At 40.0% G+C, this 21,183-nt stretch carries 19 protein-coding genes; 13 read left to right on the forward strand and 6 right to left on the reverse strand.

Annotation, left to right across the window (positions count from 1 at the left end):
* Position 1 precedes the first annotated feature (1 nt).
* Positions 2–1,249 carry a LysR family transcriptional regulator gene (locus KO534_RS06345; protein ID WP_215928576.1) on the reverse strand — a complete coding sequence of 416 codons (1,248 nt, stop codon included), beginning with the start codon at positions 1,247–1,249 and terminating at the stop codon, positions 2–4.
* A 448-nt stretch (positions 1,250–1,697) separates the two neighbouring features.
* Here KO534_RS06345 and KO534_RS06350 point away from each other — a divergent pair, with 448 nt between their 5' ends.
* From KO534_RS06350 to KO534_RS06385, 8 genes are all read left to right on the forward strand, one after another.
* Positions 1,698–2,456 (forward strand): glutathione S-transferase family protein, encoded by a 759-nt coding sequence (locus KO534_RS06350; RefSeq protein ID WP_215928578.1) that lies wholly within the window; start codon positions 1,698–1,700, stop codon positions 2,454–2,456.
* 300 nt (positions 2,457–2,756) lie between these two features.
* On the forward strand, positions 2,757–3,716 hold the full coding sequence (locus KO534_RS06355; RefSeq protein ID WP_215928580.1) for a LysR family transcriptional regulator: 960 nt from the start codon (positions 2,757–2,759) through the stop codon (positions 3,714–3,716).
* Positions 3,717–4,179: 463 nt separating this feature from the next.
* A complete protein-coding gene (locus KO534_RS06360; RefSeq protein WP_215928582.1) occupies positions 4,180–6,486 on the forward strand; it encodes a TonB-dependent receptor in 2,307 nt (768 codons plus the stop codon).
* A 248-nt stretch (positions 6,487–6,734) separates the two neighbouring features.
* Positions 6,735–7,817 (forward strand): 4-oxalomesaconate tautomerase, encoded by a 1,083-nt coding sequence (locus KO534_RS06365; protein WP_354667910.1) that lies wholly within the window; start codon positions 6,735–6,737, stop codon positions 7,815–7,817.
* 9 nt (positions 7,818–7,826) lie between these two features.
* Positions 7,827–8,531: a 4-carboxy-4-hydroxy-2-oxoadipate aldolase/oxaloacetate decarboxylase gene (locus KO534_RS06370; protein ID WP_215928584.1), complete on the forward strand. Its 705-nt coding sequence runs from the start codon at positions 7,827–7,829 to the stop codon at positions 8,529–8,531.
* Positions 8,532–8,913: 382 nt separating this feature from the next.
* Positions 8,914–9,636: a sulfite exporter TauE/SafE family protein gene (locus KO534_RS06375; protein ID WP_215928586.1), complete on the forward strand. Its 723-nt coding sequence runs from the start codon at positions 8,914–8,916 to the stop codon at positions 9,634–9,636.
* Positions 9,637–9,736: 100 nt separating this feature from the next.
* On the forward strand, positions 9,737–10,762 hold the full coding sequence (locus tag KO534_RS06380) for an amidohydrolase family protein (RefSeq protein WP_215928588.1): 1,026 nt from the start codon (positions 9,737–9,739) through the stop codon (positions 10,760–10,762).
* On the forward strand, positions 10,763–12,205 hold the full coding sequence (locus tag KO534_RS06385; protein WP_215928590.1) for an aldehyde dehydrogenase family protein: 1,443 nt from the start codon (positions 10,763–10,765) through the stop codon (positions 12,203–12,205).
* 500 nt (positions 12,206–12,705) lie between these two features.
* Here the strand turns inward: KO534_RS06385 and KO534_RS06390 are convergent, their stop codons facing one another.
* The 3 genes from KO534_RS06390 to KO534_RS06400 form a co-directional block, all read right to left on the reverse strand.
* Positions 12,706–13,926, reverse strand: coding sequence for an MFS transporter (locus KO534_RS06390; protein WP_215928592.1), 1,221 nt, complete (start codon positions 13,924–13,926; stop codon positions 12,706–12,708).
* A 377-nt stretch (positions 13,927–14,303) separates the two neighbouring features.
* Entirely contained in the window at positions 14,304–14,633 is a 330-nt protein-coding gene (locus tag KO534_RS06395) for a hypothetical protein (protein ID WP_215928594.1), read from the reverse strand.
* An 11-nt stretch (positions 14,634–14,644) separates the two neighbouring features.
* The gene (locus KO534_RS06400) at positions 14,645–15,097 is read right to left on the reverse strand and encodes a hypothetical protein (RefSeq protein ID WP_215928595.1); all 453 of its coding nucleotides are present in this window, start codon (positions 15,095–15,097) and stop codon (positions 14,645–14,647) included.
* Positions 15,098–15,397: 300 nt separating this feature from the next.
* On the opposite strand from KO534_RS06400, the gene KO534_RS06405 reads away from it, so the two are divergent.
* The 5 genes from KO534_RS06405 to rplS all read left to right on the forward strand — a co-directional run bounded on the left by KO534_RS06405 (position 15,398) and on the right by rplS (position 17,975).
* Positions 15,398–15,760 carry a hypothetical protein gene (locus KO534_RS06405; RefSeq protein ID WP_215928596.1) on the forward strand — a complete coding sequence of 121 codons (363 nt, stop codon included), beginning with the start codon at positions 15,398–15,400 and terminating at the stop codon, positions 15,758–15,760.
* Positions 15,761–15,987: 227 nt separating this feature from the next.
* A complete protein-coding gene (gene rpsP, locus KO534_RS06410; protein WP_215928597.1) occupies positions 15,988–16,239 on the forward strand; it encodes a 30S ribosomal protein S16 in 252 nt (83 codons plus the stop codon).
* Between the two features lie 35 nt (positions 16,240–16,274).
* The gene (rimM, locus tag KO534_RS06415; protein ID WP_215928604.1) at positions 16,275–16,805 is read left to right on the forward strand and encodes a ribosome maturation factor RimM; all 531 of its coding nucleotides are present in this window, start codon (positions 16,275–16,277) and stop codon (positions 16,803–16,805) included.
* A complete protein-coding gene (gene trmD / locus KO534_RS06420) occupies positions 16,805–17,596 on the forward strand; it encodes a tRNA (guanosine(37)-N1)-methyltransferase TrmD (RefSeq protein ID WP_215928606.1) in 792 nt (263 codons plus the stop codon). The genes rimM and trmD overlap by 1 nt, the downstream gene beginning before the upstream one ends.
* Positions 17,597–17,615: 19 nt before the next feature.
* Positions 17,616–17,975: a 50S ribosomal protein L19 gene (gene rplS, locus KO534_RS06425; protein WP_215928779.1), complete on the forward strand. Its 360-nt coding sequence runs from the start codon at positions 17,616–17,618 to the stop codon at positions 17,973–17,975.
* 104 nt (positions 17,976–18,079) lie between these two features.
* Here rplS and hydA read toward each other — a convergent pair whose 3' ends face one another.
* Together hydA and KO534_RS06435 are read right to left on the reverse strand one after the other, a co-directional pair.
* Complete coding sequence (gene hydA / locus KO534_RS06430; RefSeq protein ID WP_215928608.1) at positions 18,080–19,525, reverse strand: dihydropyrimidinase; 1,446 nt, start codon at positions 19,523–19,525, stop codon at positions 18,080–18,082.
* Position 19,526: 1 nt separating this feature from the next.
* The gene (locus KO534_RS06435; RefSeq protein WP_215928610.1) at positions 19,527–20,993 is read right to left on the reverse strand and encodes an NCS1 family nucleobase:cation symporter-1; all 1,467 of its coding nucleotides are present in this window, start codon (positions 20,991–20,993) and stop codon (positions 19,527–19,529) included.
* Between the last annotated feature and the right edge of the window lie 190 nt (positions 20,994–21,183).

Below are 21,183 nucleotides of genomic sequence, written 5' to 3' on the forward strand. Positions count from 1 at the left end.
ATTACTCTAGATTAATTAGATTATCAGCAACTTGATGCAACTTATCTAAAAATAACTGTGCCGCAGGAGACGGTTTTGTGTGGCGCCGCATCGTTATACCAATTGATCGAGAGGTATCTTCCATTTCTACTGGCAGTACGTCTAATAGATCGCTGTTTTTATCATAATATATCTGATGTTCTGATAATAAAGCGACTCTATTGCTGCTTATTAGTAACCCTCTGACCATAGATAAAGAGCTGGTGTGAATAGCGTGTTTAGGCATTTCACAGTTATGACTTTTCATTGTTTCAATAAACAACTGCCCAGAAGGGGTGTTCAACTCGGGCAGTACCCATCCGTATTGACTTAATTCACTCAAGGTCACTTTAGCCTTGTTGATAAGAGGGTGTTGTTTTCGCGCAATAATGGCTAATTTGTCGTCAAATAGAATTTCTGTGCGAATATCCATATTGGTTTTTGTAGCGCGAGTCGCACCAATAATAAAATCTATATCACCACTACGTAACGAAGACTCCATTGCCGAATAGGTACTTTCATAGGTAGAGACATCTAACTGCGGAAAGTCTTTTAATAACAAGTTAATAGCATTTGGGGTCAGATATGTGCGGGTATAAGGCAAAGTTCCAATCTTGACGCTACCACAAGTAATGCCGTCTATGTTTGCCATATCTTCTATGCCATGACGTATTTCAGCAAAAGCTAACTTTACGTGTTGCGCTAAAACATGGCAAAACGACACGGGGGATACGCCATTAGGTCCGTTATCAAATAACTCCATGTCTAGCCATTCTTCCATTTGTCTAACAGAACTATAAATGGCAGCTTTAGTTATGTTTAGTTGTTCAGCAGCCCTCGGAATATTGCGCAATTGGTACAAGGCAATAAATGCAGATAAACGTTTATAGCTAATATCCATAGAAAAAATAGGTATGTTTTCGAACGACTTTTTACTGCGCGAATACTCAAAGAATAACTCTCCAGCACGTTTTAGCTCATCCATGGCTTTTTGCACACGCATCGCCAATGCTATTCCATAGGTAGTGGGGATCATGCCCGTTGATGTACGATCAAATAGTTTTCTTCCAACTGTTAATTCTAAATCTGTAATGGCTTTTGTCACGGCTGTTTGTGACCGGTTCAGCTCCTCTGCAGCCCGAGTGACGTTTTTTAATTTTCCGACAAAAACCAAAGCTCTTAATTGTCTTAAACTAATTTCAGGAATACCGTTTGGATCTATAGAAATCATCAGCTGTAACCATTTTGTAAATATTTCAAGTCGACTTTTAACATGAATTATGGTGGTTTGGTATGAATATTTATTGTCTATTGTTGAAAAGTGATTTTCCTCTAACTTAATTATTTATTTACTTTAATGGTGTTAGGGTGTTTTTTAGGCTGTTTTACTATGAATAAAAATTAAATGTAACGGCCGCAAGAGGAGGCTGTATTTCTATGGAAAGCGCCGTGATTTAAAGGTGTTCAAAGCTTAGATAAGGTGAATTCATAATTTCCGTTAGTCTTTTTTTAGTGGTTTGTTACAAGCTTGAGTGTTTTTTGTTTCCAAAATGGAAACGGCTAGCACTAAATGGCATATATTATCAATTAAGATGAGTTTAATTATAGTGAGGCCTTCATTCTTATTGCGATTCAATTTTAATTGAAATTTCGCTTTCAAATATGTCAAAGGTAACTATATGGGAATTATCACTCCAACCAATAAGGCAGTGCTTGACTATAAAGGCTTGCATCTTTTTCACGCAAGTTTATCTAATTGCGCAATGCGTGTACGTATCACTTTAGAAGAAAAGAAACTTCCTTGGGTAAGTCATCATTTTGACCTGCCTAAAAAGGAACATATTACTCCCGAGTATTTTGGAATCAATCCTAATGGCGTGGTACCTACTCTTGTGCATGATGGTGTAGTGATCATTGAGTCCGATGACATTATTGACTACATAGACGAAACTTTTTCAGAACCATCCTTGAAACCTACGTCTACAAAAGAGCTAGACAAAATGTATTGGTGGATGAAATCAGCGGTTGATATTCATGTAAAGGGAATCAAAACATTTATTTATTTTCATAAAATGCAGGGCAAAATGAAACAATCAGATGAACAAAAAGCAGCCTATGAAAAACTCCAGAAAAATAAAGAGTTGTTAAGCTTTCATAAAAAATCTAGTGGCGAAGGTTTCTCTGCTGTTGATGCCAAGGTTGCGGAAACAATTCTGGATGGATTTTTCGCAAAAGCTGATGCTATCTTGGAAAATAACCAATGGATGATTGGAAACCAATTCTCATTGGCAGATATTACCTGGCTACCCTTGCACTTTACTTTATCTGGAGCGGGTTATGACTTTTCAAAGTTTCCCGCAGTTGATGCGTGGGCCAAGCGTTTACAACAAAGAGAAAGCTTTAAGAAAGGTGTTTTGGAATGGTGCCCAAGCTTTTAGATGTTAAATTATTTAAATAAAAAACAGGATTTTATGTGGTCTTTTAACCATTATTTTTATAACTACTATTTTTAGTTTACAAACATTGCTCAACTTACCACTAGTCTCCATCCCTTTATCTCAGAGCGCATCAATGATTATGTTGTTTTATTGTTGTTATTTTTTTGATAATAAATTGAGTTTTTATTGTGGGTTTTTTGTTGCTCGTCAACTGGGTATATGATATTGAATTGTTTTTAGAATTAATGAGTGACTTTTAACACCCTTAAGTGCTCATATTACGAACAGTTAGGGTTAGCGATGAATGAATTAGAATGTATTCGAGCTTTTGTTAAAGTGGTTGAAGTGGGTAGCTTTGCCGAGGCTGCGCGTCAAACTGGTGCAGTGAAGTCGGTTATTAGTAAAAGAGTGAATCAACTAGAGGACCATCTTGAATTACAACTTATTCAGCGTTCTACTCGGCGTTTAACCATTACCGACGGGGGGGCTGACTTTTATGAGCGTTCTGTACATCTACTGGCTGGGCTTGAAGAAGCTAAAGAGGCCGTAAGTTCGGTTGAATGGGGGCTAACTGGAAATTTTAGGGTGAGCTGTATATCGTCTTTCACTGCGGCTTATTTATCGAATGATTTATGCGAATTTCAACAAGAACATCCTGATTTGAAAGTTGAACTTCAACAACACGATAGGTTTTGTGATCCAGTGCAAGAGGGATTTGATGTTTGTTTACAGACTTCTGGCCGCGAAGGTGGCACCTTAGAAAATATGGACATATTACCGCTGCGTCGCTTAATTGTCGCGACTCCAGAATACATCAAAAACAATGGCGCTCCTCAACGACCAGAAGATTTAACTGCACATAGGTTTGCCCACAATGGTCATATTGCACCAGATTGTTTAATCCGCTTTCATCAAGGAAATCGAATTGTAGCAATACCTATCGAACCAGATGTATTAACAAATACAATATGGATGATTCGAGCTGCTGTTATGAGAGGCCAACATATGGCCATGATGCCCGCTTTTTTTATAGAAAAAGAATTGTTGTCAGGAAATTTGGTGCCAGTACTTCCTAACTATAGAATTCAGGGAGCCCAGCTTTCAGCCTACTACCGACGTTCGTCTTTTGTACCTATGAAAGTACGTATTTTTATCAATTTTCTACGGCAAAAGTATGGCGACTTTCCTTTATGGGAGCAGCGCATACTAGAAAAACTCCCCGAGTTATCTCCAACTTTGGGTTCAACTAACAATAATTAAAAAATAACTACATGAATAATTCATAAACTAATTTGGAAGTGTTTTATTTTTTCATGGTTTTTAAATTAATTGTTATAGTTTTAAGTTTTGAAAATTCGTAATTAAATTTCCTGCTAACAAATATTGTTAGCAGGAAATTTTTCTAATCCCAATTACATCTTCAAGCTTTTAGGCCTTGTATAAATTGAGGTGCAGCGCTTTAAACTGTTTTTTCTGAACATTTATTTGCTAGTATTTATGTTACTTTTTAGTTTTTTATGGTTACTTTTAAGTAAATGTATTGTTAAAAAATATTCATGCGTCGACAACAACTAGTAATTTCATTTTATTCAACCAACTAATTAATCTTTGTTCAACTTATAAGCTAATCCAAAACAAATATGCATATCAATTATAGACGTTGCCATTTGTGGTTTGGAGAAGTGTACAACACACGCACGAAACACATAGAAGGTTGAAGATAATGATAAATACAAAAATCAATAAACAAAAACAACTAAAAAACCTTAGTGGATGCCTTATTGTATCCGCGCTAACGATGGGAATTAATCAAGCTCTAGCTCAAGAGGTGGCTGACGACCACGAATATGAGGTTATCCAGGTCTCAGCAACTAAACGGACTGCCAGTATTCAAGATGTGCCTGTTTCAGTCGCAGCGGTTACCGCTCAAAAAATGGAAAAAATTGGCATCAGTGATGTGGAAGACCTTTCTATTTTAATTCCTAACTTTGAAATTAATAGCGCGGCAATTTTGCCGAACCTATATGTCAGAGGACTCGGTGGCGGCACGTCCCACTCAATTGAGCAGTCTGTAGGCCGATTTGTAGATGACGTATATATCAGTAGGGCGGCAATCAATTTACATCCATTTATGGATATTCAAGCAGTTGAAGTATTACGTGGTCCGCAAGGAACCTTGTTTGGTAAAAACACCGCAGCCGGTGCCATGATAATGCGCACGGCTAATCCAGATAGTGACTTTGGTTATGGTATTAATTTATCTGCTAGTTCATTCAGCACCACAGGCGGAACGAAAGAAGTTTCTGGGTATGTCACAGGCGCATTGAGTGACACAGTAGATGCCCGTTTAGCCTTTCTGTATCGAGATAAAGATGGATATTATATAAACACTATGGATGGCCCAGATGGAGCCGATCGAGAAGATACTGGGGTAAGAGCCAAGTTTTTATGGCAAGCCTCAGAAAACACGCAGGTTGGATTAAAGCTTGAGTATATGGAGTATACCGAATTAGGTTCTGATACCGCTGAAATTAATGCCTTTGGTGGACCACCTCTTTCTGTTTGGCAGGACATATCAACCGCTTCTGGCGCTGATGGTAGCACTATTACCGAACCTAAATTGGACTGGGTTGTACATTATAATTGTGGACCTTCGTTGGATACGGCTGGCAATGATATTGGTTCTTTTTGTCCTTCAAGAGATCAAGAGTCAACTAATGTAACACTTAACATTGAACATGAATTTGAAGCTGGCATATTAACCTTAATCTCAGCTGTTCAAAATTACGAGTATGACCATAATTTCCATGGTTTAGATATGGGACTTGCTAACTTGTTTAGAGCCAATCGCCATGAAAAATACGACGGTGTAAGTCAAGAAGTTCGTTATACATCTGAGGAAAGTGACAGCTTTGATTATATTGTTGGTGCTTATTACGAAGATAGTAGTTTAGAGCGAGGGCAAACGTCACATTTCAACTTACCAGCACTAGGTGGTCCTCAACAAACTGAGGAGGAACCTTGGACTCAGGATACCCAAACACTCGCTTTATTTGGTCAAGCCCGTTGGAAATTTACTGAAGATTGGACCGCTATTCTAGGTGGCCGTTGGGCGACTGAAGATAAAGATTTTGCCTTTAGACGTTATCTAAATGAATACCAAACAGATATACCTCTACATGAAGAAGATGAAGTGAATCGTGTTGAATCAAGAAGTGAAAGCAAGTTTACACCCTCAGTTACTTTGCAATGGCAAGCAAGCGATGACCTCAATGCATACGCAACTGTTGCACAAGGTCATAAAACGGGTGGGTTTAGCGACCGTGTAGAATCTCAAGATGCTGATATGGAGTTTGATGCGGAAGAAGTCCAATCTATTGAGGTTGGGATCAAATCCACTTGGTTAGACGGCGCGCTTAATTTAAACCTTGCATTGTTCAGTATGGATATTGAAGGTTTGCAATTAGCTACACAATTAGAAGGCACTGTCGCGCAGTTTTCCGTTGATAATGCCGCAGACAGCACCAGTGAAGGTCTTGAATTAGAACTGTTTTGGTATGCATCTGACAATTGGACGCTTGGCGGTAACTTCTCGATTACTGACGCGTCTTATGATGAATTTATTGGAGGTGCTGATTGTGATGCAAGTTTACGAAATGCGGATGGTGTATGTGATCTGTCTGGACAACCTTTGATCTATGCGCCTGAAAATAAGGGTGCTGTTTTCGCCGAGTATTATGGTGATGACATGATCGGTGAATGGGATTTCAATGCCAGAACTGATATCGCCTTCACAGGAGACCAATATACTGATATCACTTATGTTGATGCGGTAATGCAAGAGTCTTATACAACACTTAATGCCAGTATGCGTTTTGTGTCACCAGATGAAGATATGACTATTTCATTAATTGGCAAAAATCTAACGGATGAAAAAATCATGGCATGGGGGGTCCCTTCTGGTCCAAATATTTTGGCGGCTATGGCGCCTCCAAGAGAAATTCAACTCAAGTTTAAATATCAATATTAGGCAATAACTTTTGGTCTTGGCCAAATTTGGCTTAGGCTGGCAACTCTATAATACCAGTCAGTATAACTGGCTGGTATACGTGTTTTTGCTAACAGTAATGCTTGATTCCTACGATTCACTTCTTTGTCTTTTTATATAAGAAAATACAGTACAACTCTTTTACATGACGAAGAAACCGTTTTGCATTGGTCAACATTAGTGTTCAGAAATTAAAATCTAAACTTTCCATAAATAGAATGGTGATTATCGTGAAGCAAACCGCAATCCCTTTTATGCAACTAAGGGGGGGAAGTTCTAAAGGTGTTTACTTTTTGGCCTCTGATTTACCCTCTACAGAACTATCTAGAAATCAAGTTTTACTGGATGTTATTGGTAGAGACACGAGACAAATAGACGGGTTGGGCGGAGGCGATCCTCTTACGAGTAAAGTCGCTATCGTTTCTCAATCAAAGTTAGTCGATGCAGATATAGATTTTTTGTTTGTACAAATCGTGGTGGGTGAAAACCGAGTTGATACCACACCTAATTGCGGCAACCTGTTAGCCGGTGTTGGCGCCTTTGCTATCGAAGCTCAGTTAATAACCGCCACCCATCCACAAACACGAGTAGCCGTGAATATGCTTAATACTAATAAGCGTTGTGAATTGATTTTAGACACCCCTGATGGAGAAATAAACTACGAAGGCAACCAAAAAATAGACGGTGTATCAGGTTCTTCGGCGCCGATAATCTGCAACTATTTAGATGTGGCGGGTTCTGTTTGTGGTTCCTTATTTCCAACGGGGAACTTAAAAGATCAAGTAGAAGGGATTACAGTCACTTGTGTTGACAATGGTATGCCTGTTGTTGTAATTCGAGCTGAAGATCTTGGTATCAGTGGTTACGAACGGCCTAAAGATTTAAATACTAATGAAGCATTAAAAGAAAAGTTGGAACGTATTCGATTAGCGATATCACCCAAAATGAATATTAGCAATGCTAAGAATAAAGCGGTCCCTAAAATGTGCATTATTTCACCGGCTAAACAGGGGGGAATCATCAATACCCGCACGTTTATACCTCATCATTGTCACGCTGCGATCGGCGTACTAGGCGCTGTTTCAATAGCTACTGCCTGTATTAGTAAGGGCTCAGTTGCGCAAACATACGTGACTCAGAATGTTTCGTCCAATCAACCTATCTCAGTTGAACATCCAAGTGGTGAATTTGCTGTTAATTTAGATTTTAACGACTATGGCGACAAACTTGAAGTGAAAGGCGCTGGCGTTATTCGTACAGCACGCCTGCTAAGTAAAGGAACATTATTTGTTCCAAATAACAGTAATCAATAGGAGAATTTTATGCAACCAGTTGCTATTCGTAATATTCAAAGAACTGATATTTCTTTGGTCGATGAACTTAGTAAAAGTGGTGTCTCAACGGTTCATGAATCTCAAGGGCGCATTGGATTATTGAAACCTTATATGCGGCCCATTTACCCGGGGGCTCGTATTGCGGGAAATGCTGTAACTGTATTGGCACAGCCCGGTGATAACTGGATGTTACATGTTGCTATGGAACTGTGTCAGCCCGGCGATGTATTGGTAGTGGCTTGTACAACTGATAATACCGATGGAATGTTCGGTGATCTGTTAGCCACGTCTGCACAGGCTAGGGGAGTGAGAGGTTTGATAATTGATGCTGGAGTGCGTGATATTGTTGATTTACAGGCTATGAAATTTCCTGTGTGGTCTCGTGAGATTTGTGCCAAAGGAACAGTGAAAAATACTTTGGGGTCGGTGAATGTTCCTGTTATTTGTGCCGGTCAATTAATTAATCCTGGCGATACCGTGGTTGCAGACGATGATGGCGTCTGTGTAGTGGCGAGAAAAGCTGCTGAAACTGTAGTGGCAAATGCAAAATTACGGGAGTCCAATGAAGAACAAAAACGTCAAAAGTTGGCAGATGGCGTATTGGGGTTAGACATATATGACATGCGCCCAAGACTTAAAGAAGCTGGGTTAACCTATTATGAGTCGTTATCTGATTGGCAGAAGTCACTATAACTGCGATCATAGCTAAAAATGCAGCAATTGTTTAAGTTCTTCTCTAGGTTTCGTTTTAAGAGTAAATCTAAAAAAAAGATCATTATATTAGGCACCGAATACCCAGAATTTAAGTTATATAAATTGCTGCAATCTAAGGGAAACACAGTATTATTTTTTATTTCTGAAGATCCTTGGAAATACAATAGTCGGATTGAAGATGCTTTTTGTCGATGTCCTGATGAGCTTTTTTCACTTTGCGATAAGTATAAAATTGATTGTGTTTATTATTGTGAACATTCCTGGTTAGGCAAAGTTTCTGCTATTCCCCCAACATGCTCCCTATTGCAATATGAGTTTAACGTACATGATTGATGCATCTGAGATTCATTACTGAAAACTCATGACTGAACTTTTGGTTATTACATTGGGATGTTTTCTCGCGGCCTTTATAAATGCCGCTTTTGCTACTGGTGGTGTGTATATTATGTTGGCTTTTATGTCAGCTGTTTTACCTATCACTATTACTATTCAATTATTACCCGCTTTTGCCCTTCCATCGTTGTTAGCGCGTATATTGCTATTTTGGCAACATATTGATTGGAAAATTGCTAAGTCATTTTTTGGGGGAGCTGTAATCGGGGTTTTTTTGGGTGGACAAATTTTCGTTAATTTAAGTGAAGGTTATATTTGTTTATTGATTGGATGTTTAATACTGCTTTTTACTTGGGCCCCTCACATTAGCTTACCTTTACCTAAATCTAACGTGTTTTTATTCGCTGGTACTGTCCATTCCTTTATTGGGACGTTATTCGGAATAGGCGGCATAATACAATCTTTGGTGGTAAGAACTGAGTTGATAAAAGCCCAAGTCACAGGCACGCTAGCGGCTTGTTTGTTTTCTATGGGTTTACTTAAATTGACCAGTTACCTGGTAAATGGTTTTTCTTATGAAATTTATTGGTTGCATATTTGTGCTGCTATTGCAGCGGGGTTTATTGGAGCGTGGTTAGGAAAGCGCACTTCTATTGCTATTTCAGATAAACTTTTTCGCAATATATTTAAGATCATTACTACCTTAGTTGCAGGACGGTTGTTGTTTAAGGCCGTAGTTGCATTAAATTGAACTGAGAACTTTTACTTATGGAAAAGCAAATAATTTGCATTGGTTAAGGTACGAGTAAATTCATATGCTAGGCCTACTATTATACAAGAGTAGGTAGATTATGATTATCGATTGTCATGGCCACTATACAACAGCTCCAGTGCAATTAGGTGAGTATAGAGATAAACAAAAACTAGAATTAGCCGCTAATGCTGACTGTTCACATGAAAAAGGTGATTTGAGAATTTCTGATGATGAATTACGCCACAGTGTTGAAGGTGCGCAATTAAAATTACAACAAGAGCGTGGCACAGACGTCACCATTTTTTCGCCACGAGCCAGTTGGATGGGGCACCATATTGGTAATGCCAACACCAGCAAATATTGGACAGAACATTGTAACGAGCTGATTTATCGCTTAACTCAACTTTATCCAGATAACTTTATTGGTGCTTGTCAGTTACCCCAGATCCCTAATGGCAGTTTAGACAACAGTATTAAAGAGTTAGAACGTTGTATTAATGAGTTTGGTTTTGTGGGGTGTAATCTAAATTTAGACCCTTCCGGTGGACATTGGGATTCTCCACCTTTGGGTGATAAATACTGGTATCCATTCTATGAAAAAATGGTTGAGTTAGATGTACCGGCCATGATCCATGTAAGTGGCTGTTGTAATCCAGCATTTCACGCCACTGGGTCATATTATTTGAGTGCAGATACCACGGCTTTTATGCAGTTAATGACCTCATCTGTTTGCCAAGACTTCCCAACTATCAAGTTTATCATCCCACACGGAGGTGGTGCTGTGCCATTTCATTGGGGGCGATTTAGAGGCTTGGCAGATATGATGAAGCTTCCTTCTTTGGACGAATTGCTAATGAATAATGTCTTTTTTGATACATGCGTTTATCATCAACCTGGGATTGATTTATTAGTAGATGTTATTCCTACCAAAAATATTTTATTTGCGTCTGAAATGATTGGCGCTGTTCGCGGTATTGATCCACAAACAGGGTATTATTTTGATGATACAAAACGTTATGTTGAAAATAATCAAAAATTAACACCCCAACAAAAACAGGCTATTTTTTCAGGCAACGCAATACATGTCTTTAGTCGTCTACAAGATAAGTTGGGAGGGAAATAAATGAGCCATTATCAACTTTTTATTAATGGGCAATATCAGGCTGCTTCGTCAGGCAAAACGGATAAGAGCATTAACCCTGCAACAGGTGAGGTATTTGCTACCGTAGAATTAGCTAGTGCTGAGGATGCGGTTGCGGCGGTTGATTCAGCTGATCAGGCATTTAAAAGTTGGAAAGATACATTACCATCGTACCGAGAAATGATCCTCCTTAAAGCCGCTGAGGTTATGACGGCAAGATCGGCTGAGCTAAAAGATATTCTCATTGATGAAGGTGGCTCTACTATGCTTAAGGCCGGTTATGAGGTGACCCATACTCCAGCATTTTTGCGTAGTATGGCAGGAGAGTGTCGTAGAGTGACAGGTGAGACTTATGCGTCTGATTACCCAGGTGTGAAGTCTTATTCGATTCGCCGCCCTTTAGGTGTGGTGTTAGCCATTTCACCTTTTAATTTCCCATTATTATTAGGCATTAGAAAAATTGGTTGGGCAATTGCTGCTGGGAATACAGTGGTTTTAAAACCATCGGAAGCGACCCCAGTTATAGCTTTAAAAATTGCCGAAATCTTTACTGAGGCAGGGTTACCCCCAGGCGTTTTAAATGTTACCCCAGCACATGGTGCTGACTTAAAAGATACCTTAATAAAAAATGCAAAAGTGAAAAAGGTTACATTTACTGGCTCTACGAAAGTAGGTCGTAGTATTGCTGTTAGTTGCGCGAAATATGGCAAACCTATTACATTAGAAATGGGCGGTAAAAATCCCCTTGTAGTGTTAAATGATGCTGATATCGACTATGCAGTAAATGCTGCCGCATTTAGTAACTTTATGAACCAAGGGCAAGTTTGCATGACAGGCTCTAGAGTCATAGTTGAAGCGGGTATTTATGACGAATTCGTGGCTAAATTCACTAGTAAGGTGCAAGGAATTAAGTTTGGTAACCCTAGAGAGCCAGGAGTGATAGTTGGGCCTTTGATCCGCTCTACGCAGCCTGCATTTATACAAGATCAAGTTGAAAAATCTGTATCTGATGGAGCGAAAATCACTGTTGGGGGAAGCTTTAATGGCAATGTTTATCGGCCTACTGTTGTTGCTGATGTAACAGAAGATATGGCGCTGTTTTCAACTGAATGCTTTGGTCCTGTGGCTTCTGTTATCAAAGCTAATGATGCAGAGCATGCTTTAGCATTAGCTAATAACAGTTGTTATGGCTTAACATCTGCGGTTCTTACTAACGACTTACAAAAGACTTTGTATTTTGTTGAAAATTTAGAAAGTGGCATGGTGCATATTAATGGCCCCACTATTCGAGATGAAACGACGATCCCCTTTGGTGGAGTAAAAGACAGCGGAATGGGCAGAGAAGGCGGTCAATTTGCCATGAATGAATTTACTGAGCTTAAATGGGTAACTATTCAAACCGGTCAACAGAAGTTTCCTTTTTAGTTTGTCGTGGCCAAATCGTTTTGGTCACGTTTTTTAGTGGGTACTTTCAACATCTACTTCCTTGATTTTATCTATCACATTTACTTCATCTACCTGCAATTACATGTGCTGTTATCAACTGTCGATGCAGACCTTACTATATCTCTAGAACTCGTTAACTTTTTAACTAGTTAAAGTCTTGAGCCTTAGATCATTGATTTAGTTTAGATACACACATAGTCAGCTTTGCGTAAGGTTTTTCTGAAATCTATATTTCTTCATTTAAGGGTAAATGACTCAGTCGCCACTCTAAATGCATTTTAAGATTCTTGATTGAGCAGTCCTAACCAAGTAGTCGCTCTCCATAGATAGCAGTAAAGTTCTTGTGTAATGAGTAATTTGAGGGCGTTGTTGCAGTGTCAAAGTGGTATTAATTTCCAAAATCAATTTGTACTTTGTCGCACATAAAAAAGCGGCTATGAATTATTCATAACCGCTTCGGATGAAGATCCAACTAAGGTTTAAGCGTTGTTACCCAGTTTTTCTTTTTCTGGATATTTACCCATTAGTAGAAATAAAATAATACATAAGACCAAGGCTACAATAGAAACCGTAAGAATGGTGTCGTAACCTTGTGCTTGGCCAACACCGCCGTAGATGGGGGGAGCAATACCCGCACCAACGCCAAAGAAAGCAAATATACAACCAAATACACGTGAGTAATACCTAGGCCCAAAATACTTACTGGTTAAATAGGCTAATAAGTCTAATTCTGCACCTGCTGCCAAACCTAAAGTTAACGCAACTAATACCGCGACCAGAATAGAACCAGGCATATTAATCAACAGTAAAATGGCGATGATGGGTAAAAAGAAAACTCCAGCGGCAACCGCAGGCGCCCAAAATTTGTCTACCAGTACGCCTACTAATAAACGACCCGTCATAATAGTTAGCCCAAGTACTGACGCCACCCAAGCTATAGTGGAATTATCTAAGCCTTTGCCTAATAAAATGGTTTTAAAATTAGACAGTAGGCCCACTATAATCAGGGCAGTCAAAAAGATAACGGTGCCTAACATCCAAAATTGTTTGGTTTTTATAGCGTCACTTCTACTTATACCCCAGCTCATTGCTGCCGGTTGATTATTCTGTGTCTCTTTCGAGGCCTGCTTGGGTTTAAACAATGCAATAACTAAGGGTAAGGAAACGGCTAATGCCCCTAAGCCTATAGCTTGGTATGCGGTTCTCCAGCCATAACTTTCAATTAAAAAAGTAGCAACAGGGGGCAATATCAAGGCACCAATACCTGTCCCTGTCATGGTAATACCAATGGCTTTTCCTCGGTGCTTAACAAAATAATCGTTAAGTATTGCTGTCCATACAATAGGAAGAGAGCCAGCACCAAGAAATGAAAGCAATGCGAAACTGGCATACCAAAAAACAAGTGAACCATCGTTAAAAGAAATAACGACGTAACCGATTGCGTGGCCTACAAGCCCGATTATTCCAAGTAGGCGTATGCCATATTTGCCCGCTAAACTACCAATAAGCGGACCGAAAAAAAGGCCCATACACATTAAAACAGTATAACTTAGAAAAAACTGCTGGCTACTCCAGCCAAATTCAGCGGTAACTGCACCTACAAAAAATCCCTGAGTGTAGTTTGTCGCAGTCATTAAGCCACACATGGTACCCAAAGTTGCCGCTAATAACGGTCCCCAACCTTTTTTAAATTCTTCCACCACGAACCTCGATAGTTTATATAAATGTTATTATTTTGTTATATTACAGAGGTTTGTTAGAAGGTTAGTAGAAAAAAGATTGAGTCCCAATCACTATTTGTTAAACCTAAATTTAATTCGTTGAAGCGATAAGCAATCATATGCTTAGCCTCATCACTCTAGCGGGATCTGTAGATGTTTTTGCCTATAATCCGGTATTTTCAATTTAGTCCAATAAATTGAATAGCGATCTTATTATTAACAACGCAGTGACTGAGTCACAAGTATGAGGGCTGGCAAGGACGATTTTCTTGTTTTTCTACGATAGATATATTGACAGCTTTAACCTGTGAAACTTTCCGAAGCAATTGAATGGTTCCTAGGTAGACTTATTGCTCTTAAAGTAAAGTAAAATTGAGCGCTGCATTCACCGTCTCTTTAACCGCATCTAAGGCCGCATTGAGTGCTTGTTCTGCCATAAGTTCAGTCATGCCTTGTACTGATAACAGCACTGCTTGAGTGGCGTTACGTTGCATTTGGTGCATTAATTTGGCTTGTTCGTCAGAAATTTGTTGAGTGAACTTGAGCTTTTCAATTAATACCAAGTTTTCGGCCAGTTTTTTAGCTTCTTGTTCTGCATAATCTTTAATTTGTGGCCAGTTTTCGGCTACTTGGCCTTTAGCGGCAGTGAGCATTGCTTGGCTGAGTTGTTCTAGATCTAGTGACATATCCGTTCTCGCTATTTAACTTGGCGCTTTTTAGCGAGCTCAAATTTTAAGATCGCAGTGAAAATACTTTCAAAATTAGAACGATTAAAGGTAATCATTCCCCCAGGCATACAACTATTGCTACTGTCTTGAGTTTGGTGAAGTTTATTAAGCAACAACAAGTTTTCTTCAAATAAATCCAATTGTTTCAAGGTAATATCATTATTGGGAATAGCCTTGGCACGTATTTTTAGGGCTCGCACATCCACTAAACTTTGTTGATAAAATAATGCATGCTCAGTTGATAAACATTCTGGAATCTGTTGTTGCTCTAAGGTCGTTAAGAACGTTTCTGTTTTACGGTGTAATTGAGTCACACCTTGATCTATTTGTGCATCGTATTCGCTGACCCATTTAACGTTACAGGCGCTAAATAGAATAAATAAACAAAATATACAGCTGCCTTGAAGTCTTGTTTGAAACATGGTGCTAAGTCGTAAATAAGGTTAACTGGTGTATAGCATAGAACATATAGGTTGTTGTTTGGGGATTATTATTTGCCATCAGTGTGCTTTTGGAAACAAAAACACTGTAAAATTTCAACCTATAATGTAATCACTCAAAAAGTAATTCGTAGAGTGCTCTTTTATATAAAGTCGCAAAAAATTTGAATGATTAGAAAAACTTGTTACCAGCGCGCAAATTCTGACCAACTGGTCTGTTTGTTGTTTGTAACGGTGTCACAAATCTGTAATATAAATGTTATGTGTTGTTTGGGGGTTGCTATGAGTTTTTCGGTAAGTATAGAAGACGATCATGTATACGTTAAATTTTCAGGTGTAGTAGACGGATTAGACATGGTTCGCTTAACAGCAGATCAAGAATACATTGATAACATGAGGCGTATGCAGAATGTGATCTATGATTTTAGATTGAGCGAAGAAGTCTCTTTGGGCGAAGCTGATTTAAAGGAAATCGTTTTAATGTCCAATTTGGAGTCTAACTTTACTGAAAAAGCGAATATTGTGATTATTCCAAAAACAATCGAGGGTCACGCACTTATAGCCGCTTATGGCCTAGCAATTAAAACCCCTGAATGGAATGTACAAGCTGCGCAAAACTATGAAGAAGCATTATCCAAAATCTAACTAATAAAACTAAGTTAAGGTTTTGTATTTACTATAAATCATTCAAAAAATCACATTGATCGAATTCATCTATTATCCACATATCAATTATCTCGGTTCTTTTATTAATTAAACTTGCATAACTGCTGCAAATCCGTAAAATACGGCGGCCTTTTATCTGGCTAAAAACTGTCAGAATTAAAGGTAAATTAAGTTAACGTTAACGCTACAACGAGTTTGAGGCATATATGGTTACTATTCGTTTACAGCGTGGTGGCGCTAAAAAGCGTCCATTTTATCAAGTAGTGGTTGCAGACAGTCGTCGTTCACGCGATGGTCGTTTCATTGAAAATATCGGTTTTTTCAATCCAACTGCACAGGGCCAAGAAGAGCGTTTACGCTTAGACTTAGGTCGTGTTGAGCATTGGGTTGGGGTAGGCGCAGGCTTATCTGACCGTGTTGCACGCTTGGTAAAAGATGCACAAAAAACTGCTGCTTAATTGCAGAAGTTTAAAAAGTTTAAAGGGTTAAAACAATGAGTCTTACGTCTGACACATTAGTGATTGGCAAAATCGGCGCACCTTACGGTGTTAAAGGTTGGGTCAAAATCACCTCTTATACCCATGATTTAAACGGCGTGTTTGACTACACTCCTTGGCTTTTGGGTCAAGTGCAAGAAGGCAAAGAGTACGTCGTAGACCAGTGGCGAACCCACAATAAAGGTTTAGTTGCTAAGTTGGTTGGGGTAGAAAACCGAGATGATGCTGAAAGTATCAAAAATCTCGAGATTTCTATTAAAGCAGAGATGCTACCTGAATTAGCTGACAACGATGTTTATTGGCGTGAGTTAGTCGGCATGCAAGTGGTAACTGATAAAGGTTACAACTTGGGTGTTATAAAAGAGTTATTTGAAACCGGCGCTAATGACGTGATGTTAGTCAAAGCCAACCTCAATGACGCTTTTGGTCAAAAAGAACGCATGGTTCCTTATTTGCTCGACCAAGTGGTTAAGCAAGTAGACCGGCAGGCGAAAACAGTCACAGTAGATTGGGATCCGGCATTTTAATGCACGAACCTAGTCTGGGACAAAATCGTTGGTTTGGTGTAGTTAGTCTGTTTCCAGAAATGTTCCAGACGTTTACCCAACAAGGCGTAGTAGGGCGAGCCGTTAAAAGCGGATTGTTACAAGTAGAGTGTTTTAATCCAAGAGACTTTACTCACGACAAACATCGCACCGTCGACGACCGACCATACGGTGGTGGGCCTGGCATGCTGATGATGGTTCAGCCATTAACAGACGCGATTCTGGCAGCTAAACAAGCTGGTGGAACAAAAACAAAAGTGATTTACCTTTCTCCCCAAGGGAAAAAGCTAGATCAAGCAGGAGTGAAACAGCTTTCTGAAAATGAAAGTTTGATTCTAGTTGCTGGTCGGTATGAAGGTATCGATGAACGGGTAATACAAACACAGGTTGACGAGGAATGGTCGATTGGTGATTACGTGTTAAGTGGTGGCGAATTGCCTGCGATGATCTTAATGGATGCAGTGTCAAGATTTGTACCCGGTGTGTTAGGGCATGCACAATCTGCTGAGCAAGACTCTTTTAGTCACGGCTTGTTAGATTGTCCGCACTATACTCGGCCAGAAAACTTGAACGGTGAGCTGGTTCCTAAGGTGTTGTTAAGTGGTGATCACGACAAAATCAGGCAGTGGCGGTTACAACAGTCGTTAGGTAGAACCTGGCAACGACGCCCTGAATTATTAAACGATCTAGCTCTGACTGAGGAGCAGCAAAAGTTGTTAGATTTATTTCTACAAAGTTTGCCGCAGCATGAGAAAACTCAAAAAGACAGTTAATCTAGAATGAGAGGATATGATGAGTAAAGTAAATCAAGATATCATCAAGAAAATTGAAGAAGCGCAGCTAAAAACTGACGTTCCAGCATTCGGTGCTGGTGACACAGTGGTTGTGCAAGTACGCGTTAAAGAAGGCGAAAAAGAACGTCTTCAGGCCTACGAAGGCGTAGTAATCGCTAAACGTAACCGTGGCCTACACTCTGCTTTTACAGTTCGTAAGATTTCTAACGGCGAAGGTGTTGAGCGTATATTCCAAACACACAGCCCGGCAATCAGTTCTATTGAAGTGAAACGTCGTGGTGCTGTTCGTCGCGCTAAACTTTACTACTTGCGTGAACGCTCTGGTCGTTCTGCACGTATTAAAGAGAAGCTAGGTTAATTTAATTTTTTGCGTTACCGTTAACTTATAAGAAAACCCGCCAATTGGCGGGTTTTTGCTTTTACGGGATATTAAAAATATAACAAACAATAATCAAAGGTAGATTATTCGCTACGTTTAACCGCTTGAGGTTGGTTAAGTGCAGTGTGTTTTTGTATTGCGTCAAAAGTGCTGCCGTAAGCCGGGCGTTTCACGTTTTTACCCGCCCCTTTAACAGTGCGTAATTCGCCATTAGTCCAAACCAATTTGCCCTGACTTAAGGTATGTACCGCAACACCTTGCACAGTGCGGCCTTCAAAAATATTAAAATCAACATTTTGATGATGGGTCTTCACTGAAATAGTGCGGGTACCATTAGGATCCCAGAGTACAATATCGGCATCTGCGCCCACTGAGATTGACCCTTTGCGGGGATAGATATTAAAGATTTTTGCGGCATTGGTGGAAGTGACACCCACAAATTCGTTAGGGGTGAGCTTGCCAGAAGCGACACCTGAATCCCATAACACCGACATCCTGTCTTCTATGCCTGCTGTTCCATTAGGGATCATACTGAAATCTGTTTTACCCATGGCCTTTTGATCAGCGCAGAAGCAACAATGGTCCGTAGCTGTGGTTTGTAAGTTACCTGATTGTAATCCTTTCCATAAGGCGTCTTGATGTTTTTTAGAGCGAAATGGAGGACTCATGACATGGGCCGCCGCGTATTCCCAATTTTCACTTTGATACACGGATTCATCAATTTCTAAATGTCCGGCCAAAACTTCGCCATAGACTCTTTGACCTTCGTTACGAGCTCTAGTGATAGCTTGTAATGATTCTTCACAAGACACATGTACACAATAAAGCGGTACTTCTAGGGCCTGAGCAATACGAATAGCGCGGTTGGCGGCTTCTCCTTCTACCTCAGGTGGACGGGAGAGAGGATGGCCTTCAGGGCCTGTAATGCCTCTTTCTAAGATTTTTTTCTGTAAGTGAAACACCAAATCGCCATTTTCAGCATGTACTGTAGGCATTGCTCCCAATTCAAGGCAGCGAGAGAAACTATTTACCAGAGTTTCGTCTTCACACATGATGGCATTCTTGTAGGCCATAAAATGTTTAAAACTATTAATACCGTGTTCATGAACTAAAGTGCCCATGTCTTTGTATACAGAGTCATCCCACCAAGTAATGGCCACATGAAAACTGTAGTCAGTGGCGGATTTTTCAGCCCAATCCATCCATTGATGATATGCGTCCATAATCGGTTGCTGTGGGCTAGGGATAACAAAATCAATGATAGAAGTAGTACCGCCAGCTGCACCCGCACTGGTACCGGTAAAAAAATCTTCACTAGCAACTGTGCCCATAAAGGGAAGTTGCATATGAGTGTGAGGGTCTATTCCGCCAGGCATGACTAGTAAATCACCGGCATCAACTACTTCGCAACCAGCTGGCACATCAAGGTTTTCACCTATTGCTTGAATTTTACCCTCTGCGCAATAAACATCGGCTCGGTAGCTAAGATCGGCGGTGACAACGGTTCCACCTTTGATAAGAATTGACATGTTAGTTTCCTCTCTTTGCCATTAATAAATAAAGTATGCCTGCAACAAAACAACCTACAAACCAAGCATAATTATATACAGTATCAAAAATTTCAGGCACAGACTCTACTATACCGGCAGCGTGTAAAAATCCGGGTAAGTTAGGAAGAATCCCCACTACTAGAGATACCATTCCTGCGACATTCCAGCCATTGGTCGCGCCATATTCTCCGTTATGCTGAAAAAGCGCATCGATGTTCAATTTGCACTTACGTAAGATAAAATAATCAGCAATAAGAATGCCTGCAATAGGGCCGAGAAGTGCCGAATACCCTATCAACCAAGTAAATATATAACCTCCAGCGCTTTCTAATAACTTCCAAGGGAATATAGCTACGCCGATGCCAGCAGTAATATAGCCACCCATTTTGAAGTTTATTTTGCTCGGATTTAGATTGGAAAAACCATAAGCTGGGGCCACTACGTTTGCGGCCAAGTTAGTGGTTAGGGTAGCTAATGCTAGAGTACCTAAGGCGACAATTATTCCCATTCCTCCCATTTTTCCAGCGAGTTTTACCGGATCCCAAATTGCCTCACCGTAAATAGTCACAGTAGCAGAGGTAACAGCTACGCCTATAAATGCAAATAGTGCCATCGGGATTGGTAAACCTATGGCCTGACCTAACATTTGATCTTTTTGTGATTTAGCGAAACGAGTGAAATCAGGTATGTTCAACGCCATTGTCGCCCAAAAGCCCACCATTGCCGTTAAACCTGCGATAAAAGTGGGTAAAAATAAGCCTTCTTTGGCGGCACCAGGCCCAAATTGTGAAGGAGCGGAAAGCATTTCACCAAAGCCGCCAGCGGTATCGTATGCCCAATATAACAACGCTAATCCCATGGCAATCAGAAAAGGGGCGGCATAACTTTCGAGCCAGCGAATAGAGCCAGTACCAAAATGGATAAACACCAGATGCAAAGCCCAAAAAGCAAAAAAACATAAGGTTTGGCTAATATCTATGCCTAGAAAAGGCAGCGGTGAACCTTGAAAACTATTATTTGTCAGGCTATTTAAAATAACGTAAATAGCACTGCCTCCAACCCAAGTTTGGATCCCAAACCAGCCGCAAGCCACTAATCCGCGAGCGAGGGCAGGAATTTTGGCACCTTTGGTACCAAATGCACTTCGCAGTAGAACGGGAAAGGGCACACCGTATTTAGCGCCAGCATGGCCTATTAACAGCATAGGTACTAACACTATCGCGTTACCCAGTAGTACTGTAATTATTGCTTGGTACCATGTCATGCCTTCGGATACTAAACCTGCAGCTAACATGTAAGTAGGGACACATACCACCATCGCTACCCACAACGATGCAAAGTGTATCCAGTTCCAAGTACGGGTGGCCTCGGTAGTAGGCGCTAAGTCTGGATTCCACAGATCGGCATCAAAGTGCGTAGGTTTCACGCTATTATTATTATTTTCCATGACATGCTCCGTAATAAAATGATGTGTAATGAAATACTTAGGTATTTTTAAATACCACACCACCTTTAAAATACAACTAAATTTCCCTTAAAAAACAAGTGAATGAGCAAGCGCTCATCCACTTTTCATCGCTACTTATACTGCCATTGTGGGTAGCGGGTAACAATACCGTTAAATTGTAAAGGTGACC

This window comes from Paraglaciecola arctica, assembly GCF_018861065.1.
GTDB lineage: Bacteria > Pseudomonadota > Gammaproteobacteria > Enterobacterales > Alteromonadaceae > Paraglaciecola > Paraglaciecola arctica_B.

Coding starts and splice junctions, on each gene's coding strand:
- KO534_RS06345 (WP_215928576.1), bottom strand. CDS start 1,249: ATGATTTCTATAGATCCAAACGGTATTCCTGAAATTAGTTTAAGACAA.
- KO534_RS06350 (WP_215928578.1), top strand. CDS start 1,698: ATGGGAATTATCACTCCAACCAATAAGGCAGTGCTTGACTATAAAGGC.
- KO534_RS06355 (WP_215928580.1), top strand. CDS start 2,757: ATGAATGAATTAGAATGTATTCGAGCTTTTGTTAAAGTGGTTGAAGTG.
- KO534_RS06360 (WP_215928582.1), top strand. CDS start 4,180: ATGATAAATACAAAAATCAATAAACAAAAACAACTAAAAAACCTTAGT.
- KO534_RS06370 (WP_215928584.1), top strand. CDS start 7,827: ATGCAACCAGTTGCTATTCGTAATATTCAAAGAACTGATATTTCTTTG.
- KO534_RS06375 (WP_215928586.1), top strand. CDS start 8,914: ATGACTGAACTTTTGGTTATTACATTGGGATGTTTTCTCGCGGCCTTT.
- KO534_RS06380 (WP_215928588.1), top strand. CDS start 9,737: ATGATTATCGATTGTCATGGCCACTATACAACAGCTCCAGTGCAATTA.
- KO534_RS06385 (WP_215928590.1), top strand. CDS start 10,763: ATGAGCCATTATCAACTTTTTATTAATGGGCAATATCAGGCTGCTTCG.
- KO534_RS06395 (WP_215928594.1), bottom strand. CDS start 14,633: ATGTCACTAGATCTAGAACAACTCAGCCAAGCAATGCTCACTGCCGCT.
- KO534_RS06400 (WP_215928595.1), bottom strand. CDS start 15,097: ATGTTTCAAACAAGACTTCAAGGCAGCTGTATATTTTGTTTATTTATT.
- KO534_RS06405 (WP_215928596.1), top strand. CDS start 15,398: ATGAGTTTTTCGGTAAGTATAGAAGACGATCATGTATACGTTAAATTT.
- rpsP (WP_215928597.1), top strand. CDS start 15,988: ATGGTTACTATTCGTTTACAGCGTGGTGGCGCTAAAAAGCGTCCATTT.
- rimM (WP_215928604.1), top strand. CDS start 16,275: ATGAGTCTTACGTCTGACACATTAGTGATTGGCAAAATCGGCGCACCT.
- trmD (WP_215928606.1), top strand. CDS start 16,805: ATGCACGAACCTAGTCTGGGACAAAATCGTTGGTTTGGTGTAGTTAGT.
- rplS (WP_215928779.1), top strand. CDS start 17,616: ATGAGTAAAGTAAATCAAGATATCATCAAGAAAATTGAAGAAGCGCAG.
- hydA (WP_215928608.1), bottom strand. CDS start 19,525: ATGTCAATTCTTATCAAAGGTGGAACCGTTGTCACCGCCGATCTTAGC.
- KO534_RS06435 (WP_215928610.1), bottom strand. CDS start 20,993: ATGGAAAATAATAATAATAGCGTGAAACCTACGCACTTTGATGCCGAT.